This is a genomic window from Oceanobacillus sp. J11TS1, from assembly GCF_018333215.1.
GTDB lineage: Bacteria > Bacillota > Bacilli > Bacillales > Amphibacillaceae > Oceanobacillus.
The window spans coordinates 1-17,406 of sequence record NZ_BORO01000019.1 but is presented as its reverse complement, the minus strand read 5'-3'; the positions used below and the strand labels follow the sequence as shown (position 1 = coordinate 17,406).

General features: G+C 38.9%; 15 protein-coding genes and 1 tRNA gene. 15 read left to right on the top strand and 1 reads right to left on the bottom strand.

Features of this window, described 5'->3' with window-relative positions:
• Positions 1 to 5 precede the first annotated feature (5 nt).
• Positions 6 to 383, top strand: a complete 378-nt coding sequence (locus KI343_RS13910) for an FtsB family cell division protein (protein ID WP_212927030.1) — start codon at positions 6 to 8, stop codon at positions 381 to 383.
• 70 nt (positions 384 to 453) lie between these two features.
• The gene (locus KI343_RS13905) at positions 454 to 840 is read left to right on the top strand and encodes a S1 domain-containing RNA-binding protein (protein WP_212927029.1); all 387 of its coding nucleotides are present in this window, start codon (positions 454 to 456) and stop codon (positions 838 to 840) included.
• Positions 841 to 1,093: 253 nt separating this feature from the next.
• Here KI343_RS13905 and KI343_RS13900 read toward each other — a convergent pair.
• Positions 1,094 to 1,167: transfer RNA gene (locus KI343_RS13900), tRNA-Met, on the bottom strand.
• Between the two features lie 429 nt (positions 1,168 to 1,596).
• Here KI343_RS13900 and spoIIE point away from each other — a divergent pair.
• The 13 genes from spoIIE (at position 1,597) to lysS (ending at position 16,879) form a co-directional block, all read left to right on the top strand.
• Positions 1,597 to 4,059 (top strand): stage II sporulation protein E, encoded by a 2,463-nt coding sequence (spoIIE, locus tag KI343_RS13895; RefSeq protein WP_212927028.1) that lies wholly within the window; start codon positions 1,597 to 1,599, stop codon positions 4,057 to 4,059.
• A 63-nt stretch (positions 4,060 to 4,122) separates the two neighbouring features.
• A complete protein-coding gene (locus tag KI343_RS13890; RefSeq protein ID WP_280530143.1) occupies positions 4,123 to 4,887 on the top strand; it encodes a vWA domain-containing protein in 765 nt (254 codons plus the stop codon).
• Positions 4,850 to 5,788, top strand: coding sequence for a serine/threonine protein kinase (locus KI343_RS13885; RefSeq protein WP_212927026.1), 939 nt, complete (start codon positions 4,850 to 4,852; stop codon positions 5,786 to 5,788). The genes KI343_RS13890 and KI343_RS13885 overlap by 38 nt, the downstream gene beginning before the upstream one ends.
• A gap of 156 nt (positions 5,789 to 5,944) precedes the next feature.
• A complete protein-coding gene (gene tilS, locus KI343_RS13880) occupies positions 5,945 to 7,336 on the top strand; it encodes a tRNA lysidine(34) synthetase TilS (protein WP_212927025.1) in 1,392 nt (463 codons plus the stop codon).
• A gap of 11 nt (positions 7,337 to 7,347) precedes the next feature.
• Positions 7,348 to 7,902 carry a hypoxanthine phosphoribosyltransferase gene (gene hpt / locus KI343_RS13875; protein WP_374705443.1) on the top strand — a complete coding sequence of 185 codons (555 nt, stop codon included), beginning with the start codon at positions 7,348 to 7,350 and terminating at the stop codon, positions 7,900 to 7,902.
• A 333-nt stretch (positions 7,903 to 8,235) separates the two neighbouring features.
• A complete protein-coding gene (gene ftsH, locus KI343_RS13870; protein ID WP_212927024.1) occupies positions 8,236 to 10,281 on the top strand; it encodes an ATP-dependent zinc metalloprotease FtsH in 2,046 nt (681 codons plus the stop codon).
• Positions 10,282 to 10,461: 180 nt separating this feature from the next.
• Complete coding sequence (locus tag KI343_RS13865; protein WP_212927023.1) at positions 10,462 to 11,232, top strand: type III pantothenate kinase; 771 nt, start codon at positions 10,462 to 10,464, stop codon at positions 11,230 to 11,232.
• Positions 11,233 to 11,250: 18 nt separating this feature from the next.
• Positions 11,251 to 12,123 carry an Hsp33 family molecular chaperone HslO gene (gene hslO / locus KI343_RS13860; protein ID WP_212927022.1) on the top strand — a complete coding sequence of 291 codons (873 nt, stop codon included), beginning with the start codon at positions 11,251 to 11,253 and terminating at the stop codon, positions 12,121 to 12,123.
• Positions 12,124 to 12,321: 198 nt separating this feature from the next.
• Complete coding sequence (cysK, locus tag KI343_RS13855) at positions 12,322 to 13,251, top strand: cysteine synthase A (protein WP_212927021.1); 930 nt, start codon at positions 12,322 to 12,324, stop codon at positions 13,249 to 13,251.
• Positions 13,252 to 13,468: 217 nt separating this feature from the next.
• Entirely contained in the window at positions 13,469 to 14,284 is an 816-nt protein-coding gene (folP, locus tag KI343_RS13850; RefSeq protein ID WP_212927020.1) for a dihydropteroate synthase, read from the top strand.
• Between the two features lie 42 nt (positions 14,285 to 14,326).
• Positions 14,327 to 14,692, top strand: coding sequence for a dihydroneopterin aldolase (folB, locus tag KI343_RS13845; protein ID WP_212927019.1), 366 nt, complete (start codon positions 14,327 to 14,329; stop codon positions 14,690 to 14,692).
• Complete coding sequence (gene folK, locus KI343_RS13840) at positions 14,689 to 15,189, top strand: 2-amino-4-hydroxy-6-hydroxymethyldihydropteridine diphosphokinase (RefSeq protein ID WP_212927018.1); 501 nt, start codon at positions 14,689 to 14,691, stop codon at positions 15,187 to 15,189. Before folB ends, folK begins: the two co-directional genes overlap by 4 nt.
• A 208-nt stretch (positions 15,190 to 15,397) precedes the next feature.
• Positions 15,398 to 16,879, top strand: coding sequence for a lysine--tRNA ligase (gene lysS / locus KI343_RS13835; protein ID WP_212927017.1), 1,482 nt, complete (start codon positions 15,398 to 15,400; stop codon positions 16,877 to 16,879).
• The last annotated feature ends 527 nt before the right edge of the window (positions 16,880 to 17,406 follow it).

Genomic DNA, 17,406 nt, shown 5'->3' with positions numbered 1-17,406 from the left:
AAGCTGTGGAAGAAAGAAAGAAGGTAACAAAGCTTCATTCTAAATCCGCACATCAGTACGATGCATATCTAGAGCGGCAGAAAAGAAAAAAGCAGCGGCTTACCAGACGGTTGGTACTGTATGCAATCATTGTTGCGGTTATCGTAGGAAGTATGTCCGTGTATCATTTTAATCAGCGCGCCATTAAAGCAGAAAAAATGGACGAGTATGAAAGTTTGGAGCAGCAGCTTGCGGATTTAAAGAAGGAAGAATCGGATTTAAATCATGAAATTGGACTCCTGCAAGATGAAGATTATGTACTTGAAATTGCTAGAACAAATTATTTCTTCTCTAATGAGGGAGAATTAATATTTAAATTACCAGATGAAGACCCGTCATATTGACACTTTTTATTTTCGTTAATATACTATACATTGAAGAACATTTAATCTTTTAAGGAGGAGCATTTCTTTTATGTCAATTGAAGTAGGCAGCAAGCTGCAAGGAAAAGTAACCGGGATCACTAATTTTGGGGCTTTTGTGGAGTTAGAAGAAGGAAAAACAGGTCTTGTTCATATTAGTGAGGTTGCTGACAACTATGTAAAAGATATTAATGAGCATTTAACAGTCGGCGATGAAGTGAAGGTTAAAGTCATTAATGTTGAAAAGGATGGCAAAATCGGCCTGTCCATAAGAAAGGCAAAAGATCGCCCACAAGTACGTCAAAAGAGTCAAAAAGAACGCACAGAGAACTTCGAGTCCAAAATGAGTCGTTTCCTAAAGGATTCCGAGGATCGCTTAGCCTCTTTGAAAAAGCACACCGAATCCAAACGTGGTGGTCGTGGTGCAAGAAGAGGATAGTAGTTGCTGTCTATAAATAATGCTCTATGAATAAATAAAACAGGTGCTTAAATGAAAGCATCTGTTTTTTGTATGGAAAGAGAGTATAAAAGTTTTGTAAATGGTTTCGGTAGGGCGAGTAATCGCAACAATGTTGTCAGGTTAATGCAACCGCTACGGAAAAACACTACGCTTTGAAAGAGGATAATGAATGTTTGTATGAACAAAAAAAAGCTTATTTCCTTTATGTGAGGAAATAAGCTTTTTTATTTGATAGCGGCGGAGGGGATCGAACCCACGACCTCACGGGTATGAACCGTACGCTCTCGCCAGCTGAGCTACGCCGCCATAGAAAACCAACAAGAAGAATCATACAATAGACAATACAAAGTGTCAATAGTTTCTTGTTATATTTTTTAAATTAATTTTATAGATAAGCCTGCATGACCTTAAGCCCCCTTCTGTTTTCATTGTCTGTTTTCTTGTCGAGCAAATAAAAAAGAATAAGATTCCCCCCACTTTTTTCTACAAATGATGAAGGGATATCTAAAAACCTGCGACAATCCTTCCCTCATATATAGGTAGAAATAGATAGCAAAAGATCCTTTTTTCGCTGTTTTAAATAAAAATCTCTCATCATCCGTATCCAATCCATTTTGTAAAACAATGTTACCTTCCTAAAATTACGTCGAACGATTTTTAGAAATTACCATGTTTTTTTGACAAAAAAAGAATGCATACTGTGGTTTACTAGTTGGAAAGATGGGAGTGGATAAAATGATAGGTTCAATTCCAAGGGTGGAATCGGGAAGCATTACAATTGAGAAGGCAAGTAAAAAGAGAAAATGGAGAGAGCGAATTACAGCAAAGATTAATCACATATTAATTGCACAGGGGTGGCTTTTTTACATTACTGGGTTCTTATTAGGACGAGCTGTCATCTTGCAGACAGTTTCTCCATTTGCTGTTGCGTTCATTGCTAGTATGTGGCTTATTCATCGGGATAAATCATTTCGTTCCATGATTGCTGTTGTTTTAGGAGCGCTAACGTATTCCGTGCACCATGCGATATTCATCTTTCTAGCTTTTATACTATTTATCTTTCTATCGGCAGCAACAAAATCTATTCCAAATAAGCAATGGTTGTTACCAATTGTTGTGTTCTTTTCTACTAGTCTGCCGAGAATGTTTTTATATTCTATTCAAGATACAATTTCGTCTTTCGGGTGGATGATGTTAGCCATTGAGGGGGTGCTCGGAGCAATCCTTGTACTTATATTTATGCAAAGTATTCCGCTATTATCACCAAAACGGTATAAACCAGCCTTAAAAAGTGAAGAAATTGTCTGTTTGATTATTCTCATTGCCTCTGTATTAACCGGGTTTATTGGCTGGGAGGTATATGGAGCATCATTAGAGCAGGTCTTTTCAAGATACTTTGTACTATTATTTGCATTTATTGGCGGAGCGGCTATAGGATCAACGGTTGGTGTGGTGGCGGGGATGATCCTAGCTTTGGCTAACGTAGCCAACCTTTATCAAATGAGTTTGCTCGCATTTTCAGGGGTGCTTGGAGGACTATTGAAGGAGGGGAAGAAACCAGGGACGGCACTAGGGCTTTTAATTGGGACAGGCCTCATTGGTGTCTACGGTGAAAATGTTGCCTTGTTGCCGTCATTAATAGAATCACTTATTGCTGTTATGCTATTTCTATTAACTCCGGCATCTTGGTTTGAACAAATCGCTCGCTATATTCCAGGGACAGAGGCATATACGAATGAACAAGAACAGTATTCGCAAAAGGTGAGAAATGTCACTGCCAAACGGGTAGAGCAATTTTCCGATGTATTCCATGCTTTATCAAAGAGTTTTGCTGTAACGGATCGGACGTTAAGCGATGAAAAGAGAGATGAGAAACGGGATACAGATTACTTTTTAAGCCAAGTGACTGAAAAAACCTGCCAAGGATGTTTCCTTAAGAGTAAATGCTGGCAAAAGGAATTTGATAAAACCTATTCTCTGATGGAGGAAATGAAGCAAGATGTGACTTCAGGGCAAGAACCAAATCGGACAGTGATGAGAGAATTTGAAAATCATTGTGTCAAATCACGCCAAGTTGTGGAGGTCATGCGGTCGGAAATGAGCTTTTACGAAGCGAATCAACAACTAAGGCAACAAGTGACAGAAAGTAAACGCTTAGTCTCCGATCAGCTCCAAGGTGTTTCAGAAGTGATGAATGATTTCGCAAAAGAAATACTTAAAGAGCGACAACATCACGAGTTGCAAGAATCTCAAATTATTCAAGCTTTAAAGCAAATGGGCATTGAATTAGTGCGTCTAGATATTTATCACTTGGAGAAAGGAAATGTAGATATAGAATTGACGACAAGCTTTTATGAATATCATGGAGAAGGAGAAAAATTAATTGCTCCGATTCTTTCGGAATTACTTGATGAGATGATTGTAGTAAAGGAAGCAGATATTTCCTCCTTCCCGCATGGCTATAGTCATTTCGTCTTCGGCTCAGCAAGGGAATTTGCAATTGAGACGGGAGCTGCCAATGCGGCAAAAGGAGGTGGGCTTGTTTCAGGGGACAGCTTTACGACGATCGAACTCGGCGCAGGGAAATTTGCAATGGCAATCAGTGATGGCATGGGGAATGGAAAACGCGCAATGGAAGAGAGTACGGAAACATTGCGCTTACTGCAGCAAATCTTACAAACAGGGATACGGGAAAAAGTCGCCATCAAAACCATTAACTCTATTCTTGCTTTGCGGACAACAGATGAAATGTTTGCAACGCTCGATCTAGCAGTAATTGATTTGCATAATGCATCCGCTCAATTTTTAAAAATTGGTTCGACACCAAGTTTTATACGGAGAGGGAACGCGATGATTAAAGTGGAAGCTAGTAATCTGCCAATGGGGATTATTAAAGAATTTGATGTCGATATTGTAAGCGAACAGTTAAAACCGAATGATTTATTAATTATGATGAGTGATGGAATATTTGATGGACCTAAGGACGTGGAGAATATCGATATTTGGATAAAACGAAAAATAAAAGAAATGGATACAGAAGATCCACAAGAAATTGCTGATCTACTATTAGAAGAGGTGATTCGAACAAGGTCAGGAGATATTAATGATGATATGACCGTACTGGTTGCCAAAGTGCAGAAAAACACTCCAAAATGGGCAAACGTTCCAGTTTATCAGGGGAAGGTTCTTTCTGGATAAAGAAATACTCTCTTATTCTTCTAGCAAAACGTATATAGAAATCAATATTTGGTGATGATGGTAATGGAAGAAGAGGGAGGTTTACATGAAATGAAGGCAGGTACATTAAAACAAATTTTGCTATTAACAGATGGTTGTTCTAACAAAGGGGAGGACCCCGCTGTGGTTGCTGGATTGGCGAATCAGCAAGGAATCACCGTGAATGTAATTGGCATTTTAGATGATGATCAAACGGAGGAGCCAGAAGGTCTTCGGGAAGTGGAGGACATTGCTGTTTCAGGTGGTGGAGTTAGTCAAATTGTTTATAGCGAACGATTATCACAGACGGTGCAGATGGTCACAAGACAGGCAATGACACAAACCTTGCAAGGATTTGTAAATAAAGAGCTGCGCAGTATTTTAGGGAAAAATCAATCGATGGAGGAGTTGGAACCTGAAAAACGTGGTGAAATTATGGAAGTCGTTGAGGATCTGGGTGAAACAAGTGATTTAGAAGTCGTTGTCCTAGTTGATAGCAGTGCAAGTATGCGTGATAAATTAGAAACGGTCAAAGAAGCACTCGTTGATTTATCAATTAGCTTGAACGCACGTATCGGAAAAAACCGCTTTTGTATTTATCGATTTCCAGGGCGTCGTAATGATATAGAGCTTGTACTTGATTGGTCGCCAAAGTTAGATGCGATTTCGCAAGTCTTTCCAAAGCTGACAAGCGGTGGAATCACTCCAACTGGTCCAGCATTACGTGCAGCAATGTATCAATTTAGTAAGAAGCAGCTACGGAGGAAGTGGGATGAAGAACCATTCGACATTGAAGAAACCGGCTATTAAATTACATGCTGGGCAGAACGTAATTGGAAAATGGCATCATCAATCCTATACCGTAGTAAGAAAGATTGGCGAGGGTGCAATTGGCGCAGTATACCTCTGCACGCAGCGTGGGCGACCTGTTGCTTTAAAAATTAGTGAACAAGATGCTGCTGTAACCGTAGAAGTAAATGTACTTAAAGCGCTAAAAAAGGTTCAAGGATACCGCCTTGGACCTTCTTTGTTGGATGTGGACGATTGGACAGCACCGAATGGAAGGGTGTATTCGTTCTATGTGATGGAATACATGAAAGGAGACAGATTAGGAGCATTTATTCAGGCGGAAGGGAAGAAGTGGCTTGGTGTGTTGATGATTCAATTATTAGACGATTTAGAGCAGCTTCATCAGGCAGGTTGGACTTTCGGCGATTTAAAAACCGATAATATTCTTGTTGAATCAAATCCGCCGAGAATTCGATTAGTGGATGTGGGCGGCACAACAAGGATGGGACGTTCGATTAAAGAGTATACAGAGTTTTTTGATAGAGGCTACTGGGGACTGGGTACTCGAAAAGCAGAGCCTAGCTATGATTTATTTGCTGTTGCTATGGTGTTTCTCCATATTTATTATCCAAGACGATTTGACCGTGTCGCGGGGGAGGCTTCTGGTAAACTACTGGAAAAAAAGCTGTACCGTGCAAAAGATTTAGACTTATTGCATCCCATTTTAAAGCGAGCGTTAAAAGGAAAGTACCTTACTGCAAGTGAGATGAAAAAAGATGTCATCGATAAAATGAAACAATTACAGCGCCGCAGTCATTATCATAAAAAGACGCGTCAAAAAAAGAATTATCCGGTGCTGGAATCGTTTAGTATATCTATCGTTGCTTCAATTTATTGGATTATTTCTTTGCTATTACCTTAGTTGAAAGTAACGTGATAATGGCATCTTCTTTTTTGGCATACTCTTTTTTGAACCGATTCTTAAAAAAGAGTATGATAGAAGTATAGCCAAAAAACTGGGTTTTCTTCTTTGAATCCTGGTTATACTGGATAGAAATTTTGAGCTGGGAGGAAAGCGATGGAACAGGAAGTGTTTGCGTTTTTGAATAGGCACCAATTAATTCCAAAGCATACAACCGTCCTTGTGGGTGTTTCAGGAGGACCAGATTCTATTGCATTATTACACTTTCTTAAAAATCTCCAATTCAATTGGGATTTAACCATCATAGCGGTAACGGTAGATCATCAACTACGCAACGCAGCATCTGCGGAGGATTGTCGGTTTGTGGAAGAAATTTGTCAGAGTTGGGGAATTCCCTGTGTGGCGAGAAAAGTAAATGTGCGTCAATATCAAAAAGAAAAAGGTGTCAGTGAAGAGGTTGCTGCGCGTGAATTACGTTACAGTGTTTATAAAGAGATAATGCGTGAAAAAAATGCGCATATTCTTGCGCTTGGTCACCATGCAGATGATCAAATTGAAACCATGGTCATGCGTCTGGCGAGAATTGCGACATCGAATGCGTTAAAAGGAATTCCTGTACGGCGTAAATTTGCTGGCGGTGAAATTATCAGGCCGCTATTAGGTGTGACTAAGAATAACATCCTTGACTATTTGGGAAAATATCGACTGCATTATCGAACGGATAAAACAAATGAAGATGACACGTATACGAGGAATTATTACCGGATGAATGTAGTCCCTTTGCTGAAGAAGAAAAATCCAAATCTTCAAGAGACGATACAAACCCTTAGTGAGACGTTATCTCAGGATGAGCAATATATGCAAGCAGAGACAAAAGAAAGGTTGGAAAAGGTGGTAGAATTTCGTGAGAATAAGCAGGAAATTTGTTTTGCCGCAGATGCTTTTTTAGAGCTTCCTCAGGCTTTACAAAGACGGGGGTTTCATCTAATATTAAACTATCTATATGGAACCTTACCTAAAGACCTATCTTATATCCACGAAGTAAACTTTTTTGACCTATTAAGGCGTCGGAATGGCAGTTCTAGTCTGGATTTTCCTTCGCGGCTTCGTATCACAAATGAATATGGACAAATTCATCTGCAATTTGGTCATCAAGTATCCGCGAAGCCAGCTCATTCCTCCTTATTGACAGTTCCGGGCGAAGTGCTGCTCTCAGACGGAACAAGGATTGAGTCAACAATGGTTAAAGAAGCTCCGGCTGAGAATGAAGCTACTTTTGTTTTTCCGTTAGATTCTGTTTCATTACCACTACATATCCGAGCAAGAAAAGCGGGAGATCGTATGTCTGTAAGAGGACTAAATGGTTCAAAAAAGCTGAAGGATATTTTTATAGATGCTAAAATACCAAAAAATCTGCGGGATAATTGGCCAATTATAGCGGATGATAAAGGAGTCATCCTTTGGGTCGTCGGTCTAAAAAAATCTGAGACTGTACAAAATGGTAAAGGAATGAATATTAAACTAAAGCTTCATCGAGACGATAATTAGGAGGAAAAAACATGGCACAAGGGACAATTCATGACGAGATTGAGAAGATTTTAGTAAGCGAAGAAGAAATTCAAGAAAAATGTAAAGAGCTGGGTGCTGTATTATCAGAAGAATACAAAGACAAGTTCCCATTGGCTATCGGTGTATTAAAGGGTGCATTGCCATTTATGTCAGATATCCTTCGTTATACAGAAATACATTTAGAAATGGACTTTATGGATGTATCTAGCTACGATGGCGGAACGTCTTCCACAGGTGAAGTGAAAATTGTAAAGGATTTGAATACAAAAGTAGAAGGCCGCGACATTATCATTGTAGAAGATATTATTGATAGCGGACTTACATTAAGTTACTTAGTAGATTTATTTAAATATCGTAAAGCAAATTCCATCAAGATTGTGACGCTTCTTGATAAACCTGCCGGAAGAACAGCAAATATCAAAGCAGACCTAATTGGTTTTGAAATTCCTGATGAATTTGTTGTTGGTTATGGATTGGATTATGCGGAAAAATATCGAAACCTTTCCTACATTGGTGTTTTAAAACCAGAAATTTATGGTGGCTGATAAAAGAAAGTTGACGGCAGGAAAGAAAAGGCTCTATCAAGAAAGATTGCAAATGTGCTTGCTAAAAAAACATAGATATGATTAAGGGCAGGCATGACATAACTTATCGATTTCAAAGCGTAACCTTAGCCGATATAATCAGGAATTTTGCAATATTTCTTTTCATAAACATATACGTTTAAAAAGGTCTAGAAATTCGATATGTCATTTTTATCGGACTTTTTGAACTTTATCTAAAAATAATTCGTCAAAAATGGTTAAATTATTTGTATAAAGCGTTTTTCCTGTGATACGATTTACTATAGTTTTTCCCCATTTGGGAGGAGGTTGGCAATGAATCAGATATTTCGTAAGGTCTTCGTTTGGATGCTCTTATTTATTATCATCATTGGTGTAATTGGGGTATTCAATGGACAAGGTGAAGATCAAGAAAAGTATGATGTACAGCAATTTATGAATGCTTTAAATAGTGGTGAAATTAAGGAACTGACCTTTCAGCCATCACACGGTATCATTCGTTTGACGGGTACGTTAAAGGATGGCGAAACGGAATTCGTTGCTCAAGTGCCGGACAATGAAGAAATTGTTTCGCAAATAACAGAACAAGCAACCAGTCAAAGTGAATTGACTGTGGAAGAAGAAGAGCAGCCAAGTCCTTGGCTCACATTCTTAACTGGAATTATTCCATTCTTATTGATTGGTTTATTCTTATTATTCATCCTAAGTCAGGCACAAGGTGGCGGCGGTGGCGGTCGCGTTATGAATTTCGGTAAGAGTAAGGCAAAAATGTACTCTGAAGATAAGAAAAAAGTCCGCTTTAAAGATGTCGCTGGTGCTGATGAGGAGAAACAAGAGCTTGTTGAAGTGGTGGAATTCTTAAAGGATCCGCGTAAATTCTCTCAAGTAGGCGCACGAATTCCAAAAGGTGTTCTTCTAGTAGGGCCTCCAGGTACCGGTAAAACATTATTAGCGAGAGCAGTTGCTGGGGAAGCAGGAACTCCATTCTTCTCCATCAGTGGTTCAGATTTCGTGGAAATGTTTGTTGGTGTCGGAGCATCCCGTGTACGAGATCTATTTGAAAATGCGAAGAAAAATGCACCATGTATCATCTTTATTGATGAGATTGATGCAGTTGGTCGTCAACGTGGAGCTGGTCTTGGTGGCGGACACGATGAACGTGAACAGACACTAAACCAATTACTTGTTGAAATGGACGGGTTTGGAGCGAATGAAGGGATTATCATTATCGCTGCAACGAACCGTGCGGATATTCTTGACCCAGCCTTATTACGTCCAGGACGTTTTGACAGACAAATTATGGTAGATCGTCCAGATGTGAAAGGCCGTGAAGCGGTTCTAGGTGTTCATGCAAGAAATAAACCGCTTGATGAAACAGTCGATTTAAAAACAATTGCGATGCGTACTCCAGGATTCTCTGGCGCAGATTTAGAGAACTTGCTAAATGAAGCAGCTTTAATCGCTGCTAGAGATGATCGTAATACAATAGGTCAACTGGATATTGATGAAGCAATTGACCGTGTTATTGCGGGACCTGCGAAGAAAAGCAGAGTTATTTCCGAAAAAGAAAGAAATATTGTCGCTTACCATGAAAGTGGGCATACCGTCATTGGTATGGTACTAGATGATGCGGACGTCGTTCATAAAGTAACCATTGTACCTCGTGGTCAAGCCGGCGGATATGCGGTGATGCTTCCGAGAGAAGATCGTTATTTCATGACGAAACCAGAACTGTTTGATAAAATTACAGGCTTATTAGGCGGCCGTGTTGCGGAGGAAGTTTTCTTTGGTGAAGTAAGTACCGGTGCTTCCAATGACTTTGAACGTGCAACAGGTATTGCTCATAAGATGATTACCGAATTTGGTATGAGTGATAAGATAGGACCACTTCAATTCAGTAATGGCAGTGGAGGAAATGTTTTCCTTGGCCGTGATATCCAAAATGAACAAACATATTCTGATGCCATTGCACATGAAATTGATCAGGAAATGCAGAATTTCATTAATTACTGTTATGACCGTGCAAAACGTATTATTACAGAGCATAAAGAACAATTAGAACTCATTGCACAGACATTGCTAGAAGTGGAAACACTTGATGCTAAACAAATTAAATCCCTTTTTGAAGATGGAAAGTTACCGGAAGAAAGTTCAGATGATGTGAAGGTAAGTATTCAGTCGAAAGAAGAAAAAGCGGATAACGATGTAAAAACCGGTCTCTCTTTTGAAGAGGCAAAAGAAAAAGCAGAGAAGAAATCCGAAGCTTATATAAACGATCCAATTATGCGTGATGATTCTAAGGCAAAAGAAAAGCCTACCTCTGACGAAAGCACAGAGGATAATTCAGACCATAAAAATTAAGAAATTGGATAGGATATATAGAGAGAAGCAGCCTAAACATGAGGGCTGCTTCTTTTTTTGAATCGTTGCTTTAAGGTATTTATAAAGGGTGGGTGTTTCGTGCGGATGCTTTTTTCGTTTTTCCTTAAAAAAAGTATGTTATATTAAATTTTATAGAAATAAGGGAAGGTATGATGATAGATGTTATTTGTTCTTGATGTGGGGAATACCAATACTGTACTGGGTGTTTTTGATAATGACGAATTAATTCATCATTGGCGTATAAAGACAGACCGTTATAAAACGGAAGATGAGTTTGGAATGCTCATTCATTCTTTATTTGAATTCAAAGGACTAAGCTTTAAAGAAATTACTGGGGTGATTATTTCTTCTGTTGTACCGCCTATTATGTTTGCGTTGGAGAAAATGAGCCGAGATTATTTTGATATAGAAGCTGTTGTTATTGGGAAAACTTCTTATGAAAAGATGATTAAGATGAATTACCCGAATCCTTCTGAAATTGGAGCGGATCGAATTGTCAATGCGATAGCGGCTATTGAAAAATATGGAGCACCATTAATCATTATTGATTTCGGAACAGCTACAACCTACTGTTACGTGGATGAAGAAGCAAGATATGCAGGTGGAATTATTACCCCTGGTGTTAATATTTCCATGGAGGCTTTAAATACCAGAGCCTCAAAGCTCCCGAAAATCGAAATTCAAAAACCACAACATGTTATTGGTTCTTCTACTGTCGAGGCGATGACATCTGGTGTATTTTACGGGTATATTGGTCAAGTCGACGGGCTTGTGAAACGTATTAAACAAGAAAAAGGAAAAAATCCAACCGTTGTTGCAACAGGCGGCCTTTCTAAACTGATGGCATTTGAATCAGAAACAATTGATGCTGTAGAACCTTATTTAACGTTGAATGGGCTGTATCAAATTTATAAAAAGTATTATCAATAAAGTGAAGGAATGATGATTGTGAAAGATTATTTAATTAAAGCAACGACATTTAATGGTCAAATTCGTGCGTATGCGATAGATTCAACAGAAACCGTGGAAGAGGCGCGCAGAAGACAAGATACATGGGCAACTACTTCCGCTGCACTTGGCCGTACAATTACAATTACAGCGATGATGGGTGCAATGCTAAAAGGAGAAGACTCCGTTACCGTTAAAGTGATGGGGAACGGACCTATTGGCGGTATTATTGCGGATGGAAATGCAAAAGGCCATGTACGTGGATATGTTACAAATCCCCATGTTGATTTTGACTTAAATGAGATCGGAAAGTTGGACGTGGCCCGAGCAGTGGGGACAGAAGGAAATATCAGTGTCATCAAGGATCTTGGGATGAAGGACTATTTCACGGGGGAAACACCTATTGTTTCTGGAGAAATTAGTGAGGACTTCACCTATTATTTTGCGACCTCTGAACAAGTTCCATCTGCAGTTGGGGCAGGGGTTTTGGTTAATCCGGATCTCAGTATTTTAGCTGCAGGCGGTTTTATCGTACAAGTCATGCCAGGTGCAGAGGAATCGATTATTGAGCAATTAGAAGATCGTATTCAATCTTTTCCTGCCATTTCGACACTTATCCGTGAAGGAAAAACACCTGAAGAGATTTTATATACTCTGTTTGATAAGGACAACGTAAATATATTGGAGAAAATGCCAATAGAATTTCAATGTAAATGTTCCAAAGAGCGACTTGCTAACGCTATTATTGGACTAGGTGACGAAGAGATCCAACAAATGATTAATGAAGATCATGGAGCAGAAGCAACGTGTCATTTCTGCAATGAACGCTATACCTTTACAGAAGAAGAATTAGAAGAGCTTAAACAGTCGTAAGAAGTAATGGATATAAAGCGTAGTTTGTCAACTATGGGTTTTAGTAAAGAGCCAAAAATGAAAATGTTTATTTTAAAGCTTGTATTTCTTTTAGATTAGAAAACAGGCTTTTTTTTACCATTAGGATTGACATTTTTTCAAAAAAGAAATACATTATATATAAATCAGATAAAAACACTTGGTTTTAGGAGGGGTTAAATGACAGTCGCAAATAATATTACAGGTTTAATTGGCGGAACACCGATTGTAAAGCTTCACAATGTTACAGAATCAGGTAGTGCAGATGTATATGTGAAATTAGAATTCATGAACCCGGGCAGCTCAGTAAAAGACCGTATCGCCGCAGCAATGGTAGAGGCTGCTGAGAAGTCAGGAGAATTAAAGCCTGGTGATACAATTATCGAACCAACTAGTGGCAATACAGGGATTGGCTTAGCAATGGTTGCTACTGCAAAGGGATACCAAGCAATTCTTGTTATGCCTGATACGATGAGTCAGGAGCGTCGCAACTTATTGAAAGCTTATGGAGCGAAATTAGTATTAACTCCAGGAGCTGAAGGAATGAAGGGCGCAATTGCTAAAGCGAAAGAATTGCAAGAGGAGAAGGGTTACTTTATGCCTCAGCAATTCAATAACCCTGCTAATCCAGAAATTCATGCAAAAACAACTGGTAAGGAAATTGTGGAACAGATGTCTGATGGCTTAGATGCTTTTGTTTCCGGGATTGGAACAGGCGGAACCATCACAGGCGCAGGTAAAGTACTTAAAGATCATTTCGATGGCATAAAAATATATGCTGTAGAGCCGAAAGATTCAGCAGTACTTTCAGGAGGAAATCCTGGTCCGCATAAAATTCAAGGAATTGGCGCAGGGTTTAAGCCAGAGGTTCTAGATACATCTGTTTATGATAAGGTTCTTCCAATTTCGAACGAAGAATCTTTCGAAGCAGCACGTAAAGTGGCTACTACCAACGGAATTCTTGGAGGTATTTCTTCTGGGGCGGCAGTAGCGGCTGCATTGAAAGTAGCAAAAGAATTAGGAGAAGGCAAGAAGGTTCTTGCAATCCTTCCTGATAACGGAGAACGTTACCTTTCTACACCTCTTTATCAATTTGAGGAAGACAAATAAAATAGAAAAGGAATCAGCGGGAAAAACAGCTGGTTCTTTTTTTATGTCAAAGAAATGATTGAATCCTGCGTGACAGTCCAGACCCGGAAATCAACGACGCTTTCCGCTTTTTTTCTTTACCTTCTTAGGGTAGGATATAGAATAGACACAATTCATTTGGTATGATGCGATATAGAATTAGACTTATGCTCAGATGGAAAAGAGGTATGGAAACCGGATGATACAGGCAAAAGAATTTCAATTAGATATAAATAAACGAACGCATATTATGGGGATATTAAATGTCACACCGGATTCTTTCTCGGATGGCGGAAACTATTATGATATTGAGAAAGCTGTTGCAAGAGCAAAGAAGATGGAAGCAGAGGGCGCGGATATTATTGATATTGGGGGAGAGTCCACCCGACCTGGGCACACGCCTATAAGTGGCGAAGAAGAAGCGAGGAGAATTATCCCTGTTATTGAAGCTTTAAAAGAAACCTTGCAAATACCAATTTCAGTGGACACCTACAAAGCAACGGTAGCGGAACAAGCTGTAAAAGCTGGTGCTTCTATCATCAATGATATTTGGGGAGCAAAGCGTGAACCAAAAATTGCAGAGGTTGCTGCTCGTTATGATGTACCAATTATTCTAATGCATAATCGTATGGATATGGATTACAAGGACTTTATGATGGATGTGAAAGCAGATTTACAGGAGAGCATTTCAATTGCTAAGCAAGCTGGTGTAAAGGACAGCCAAATTATACTCGATCCGGGCATTGGGTTTGCGAAGACAATGGAACAGAACCAATATATGATTAAAGAGCTCCAAGAGCTAATAACACTTGGTTATCCGCTTCTTCTTGCGGCATCGCGAAAGAAATTCATAGGCGAAGTTTTACATGTCCCTGCAGACCAGAGAGATGTCGGAACAGCAGCTACAACAGTGATAGGAATTGGAAAAGGTGCACGTATTGTTCGTGTTCATGATGTGAAGATTAATCGAGAAGCGGCAAGAGTTGCAGACGCCATTTACCAAACTACTATATAATTGATTTTGTGTAGGAAGGTGTTAGAGAAGGGAGGGAAGATGATGGACAAAATTACTTTGAAACGAATGCAATTCTATGGATATCACGGGCTATTGCCTGAAGAAAACACCCTGGGACAACGGTTTTATGTCGACGCTGACCTGTATCTATCACTGAAGAAGGCAGGAAAATCAGATGCGATGGAGGATTCCATTCACTACGGCGAAGCATATGAAAGAATCAAATATGTCGTTGAGGAAAAGCAATTTAATTTAATTGAAGCAGTGGCTGAAGCGATCGCAGACGAACTATTTGCTTCTTTTGAACAATTAGAGGCATGTACTATTCATGTAACGAAGCCAGATCCGCCGATTCCAGGTCATTATGATTCGGTAGCTGTAGAAATTTATAGGGAGAGAACAAAATGAACCAAGCATTTATCGCACTGGGCACAAATATTGAACCAAGAGAAGAATACCTTATCCAAGCAATAGACATACTGAGAGCAAACCCGAATATTACTATCTCAAAAAAATCCTCTATATATGAAACTGCCCCAGTCGGATATCAGAACCAAGCGGATTTTTTAAATATGGTATTGGATCTAAAAACAAGTTTATCTTCCATGGATTTGCTTCGCGTCTGTCAGCACATCGAAACGGAACTCGGAAGAAAAAGAGATATACGATTTGGCCCCCGAACCATAGACCTTGACATTTTGACTTTTAATCATGAAAATAGTACAGTAGAAAGATTGATTATACCGCACCCTCGCATGCATGAACGTGCTTTTGTGTTAATTCCGTTAGCAGAAATCGCACCTGGATTTGTTATCCCTGTATATGAGAAATCGGTTGAATCCTACTTAGGAGAACTACCGGAGTCAGATAAAGCGGATGTCAGACTATGGAAGACAGAGGTCTAAAGAAGAGCAATAAAGGTGAAGATGGCTATGGGATATAGATGAAAATCTATCGCATAGTCAAATCAGTGTTGAAAAAATGGAATTGGAACATCAACTTTCGCAGTGTAATTAAAATCTGCTCGTATTATTATCTGAGCAGATTGTTGCGTTTAATGTAGGTGTTTAGAAGATATATTACATTAACTATTATAGAAGCGGAGTGGTCGAAGTGTCAGAAGAATTAAATGAACATATGCAGGTAAGACGCGATAAGCTTACGGGATACATTGAAAAAGGATTAGATCCATTCGGCGGGAAGTTCGAGCGTACTCATTTAGCAAAAGAGCTCGTTGAAAAATACGATCAATATTCCAAAGAAGAGTTAGAAGATATTACGGATGAAGTGACTATTGCTGGACGTTTAATGACAAAGCGTGGAAAAGGAAAAGCTGGATTCGCGCATATGCAGGATTTAAGCGGACAAATCCAACTCTATGTACGTAAAGATGAAATTGGCGAAGAAGCATATGAAGTATTTAAATCCATGGACTTAGGTGACATTGTCGGTGTTACAGGTGGAATGTTTAAAACAAAGGTTGGAGAGCTATCTGTTAAAGTAAAAGAATTTCATTTATTAACGAAATCGTTACGCCCTTTACCAGAAAAATATCATGGATTAAAGGATATTGAGCAACGCTACCGTCAGCGTTATTTAGATTTAATCACCAACCCAGAAAGCAGAGAAACTTTTGTATCTCGCAGTAAAATTATTCAATCCATGCGTGAATATTTAAATGGACAAGGTTACTTAGAGGTAGAAACACCAATGATGCACAGCATTCCAGGTGGAGCATCTGCACGTCCTTTTGTTACACATCACAATGCATTGGATATTCCTTTATATATGCGTATAGCAATTGAGTTGCATTTAAAACGTCTTATTGTCGGTGGTTTAGAGAAAGTATATGAAATTGGTCGTGTATTCCGTAATGAAGGTGTATCAACAAGACATAACCCTGAGTTTACAATGATTGAATTATATGAAGCATATGCAGACTATCATGATATTATGGAACTTACTGAAAATCTCATTGCACATATTGCAAAAGAAGTGTATGGAAAAACAACAATTCAATACGGTGATTATGAAGTAAATCTTGAGCCAAAGTGGACAAGATTGCACATGGTAGATGCTATTAAAAAGGCGACAGGTGTAGACTTCTGGCAGCACCTATCAGATGAGGAAGCACGTTCATTAGCAAAAGAACACAATGTGGAAATCACAGAATCGATGACATTTGGACATATTGTTAATGAATTCTTTGAGCAAAAGGTAGAAGAGACATTAATACAGCCTACTTTTATCTTTGGGCATCCTGTAGAGATTTCACCGCTTGCTAAAAAGAATAAAGAAGATGAACGTTTTACAGATCGTTTTGAGCTATTTATTGTTGGAAGAGAACATGCCAATGCATTTAGTGAATTGAATGATCCAATTGACCAACGTCAACGGTTTGAAGCGCAGGTAAAAGAGAGAGCAGAAGGCAACGATGAGGCACATTATATGGATGAGGACTTTTTAGAAGCATTAGAATACGGTATGCCGCCGACTGGAGGATTAGGAATCGGTGTGGACCGTTTGGTAATGTTATTAACAAATTCTCCTTCCATACGTGATGTATTGTTATTCCCGCAAATGAAAAACCGTTAATGGAATTATTATTCCATGCGTATATAAAGGACCTAATGGGAGGTGATATCCATTAGGTCCTTTGCGGTTTAATGAAGGTAGATAAGCAGGTAAAATGCTGATAAATTACGGTTTATAAAGGGTTTAACAAAATGCTTCAATAAGGAGAATTATAGAAATATTTTTCTTGTGTAAATTTCTTTTAAAAAAGACTTGCTTTCGCTTAAAAATCATGATAAATTAATTAACGTTGCATGACGCAATACGCATCACACAAACGATTCGACATAATAACAACAAAATAATTTAAAAAAGTTGTTGACAAGGAATTGCGGATGTGATATATTAATAAAGTCGCTGATTTGAAATGGCGACAACGAAATTGCTCTTTGAAAACTGAACAAAACAACCAGTACGAAAAAAGAAAGACAACCTCGTTTTTCTTATTAAATAAGTCAGAAGTTGACTTCTGAAAGCTAAGAAACAAAAAACTTTTATAGAGAGTTTGATCTTGGCTCAGGACGAACGCTGGCGGCGTGCCTAATACA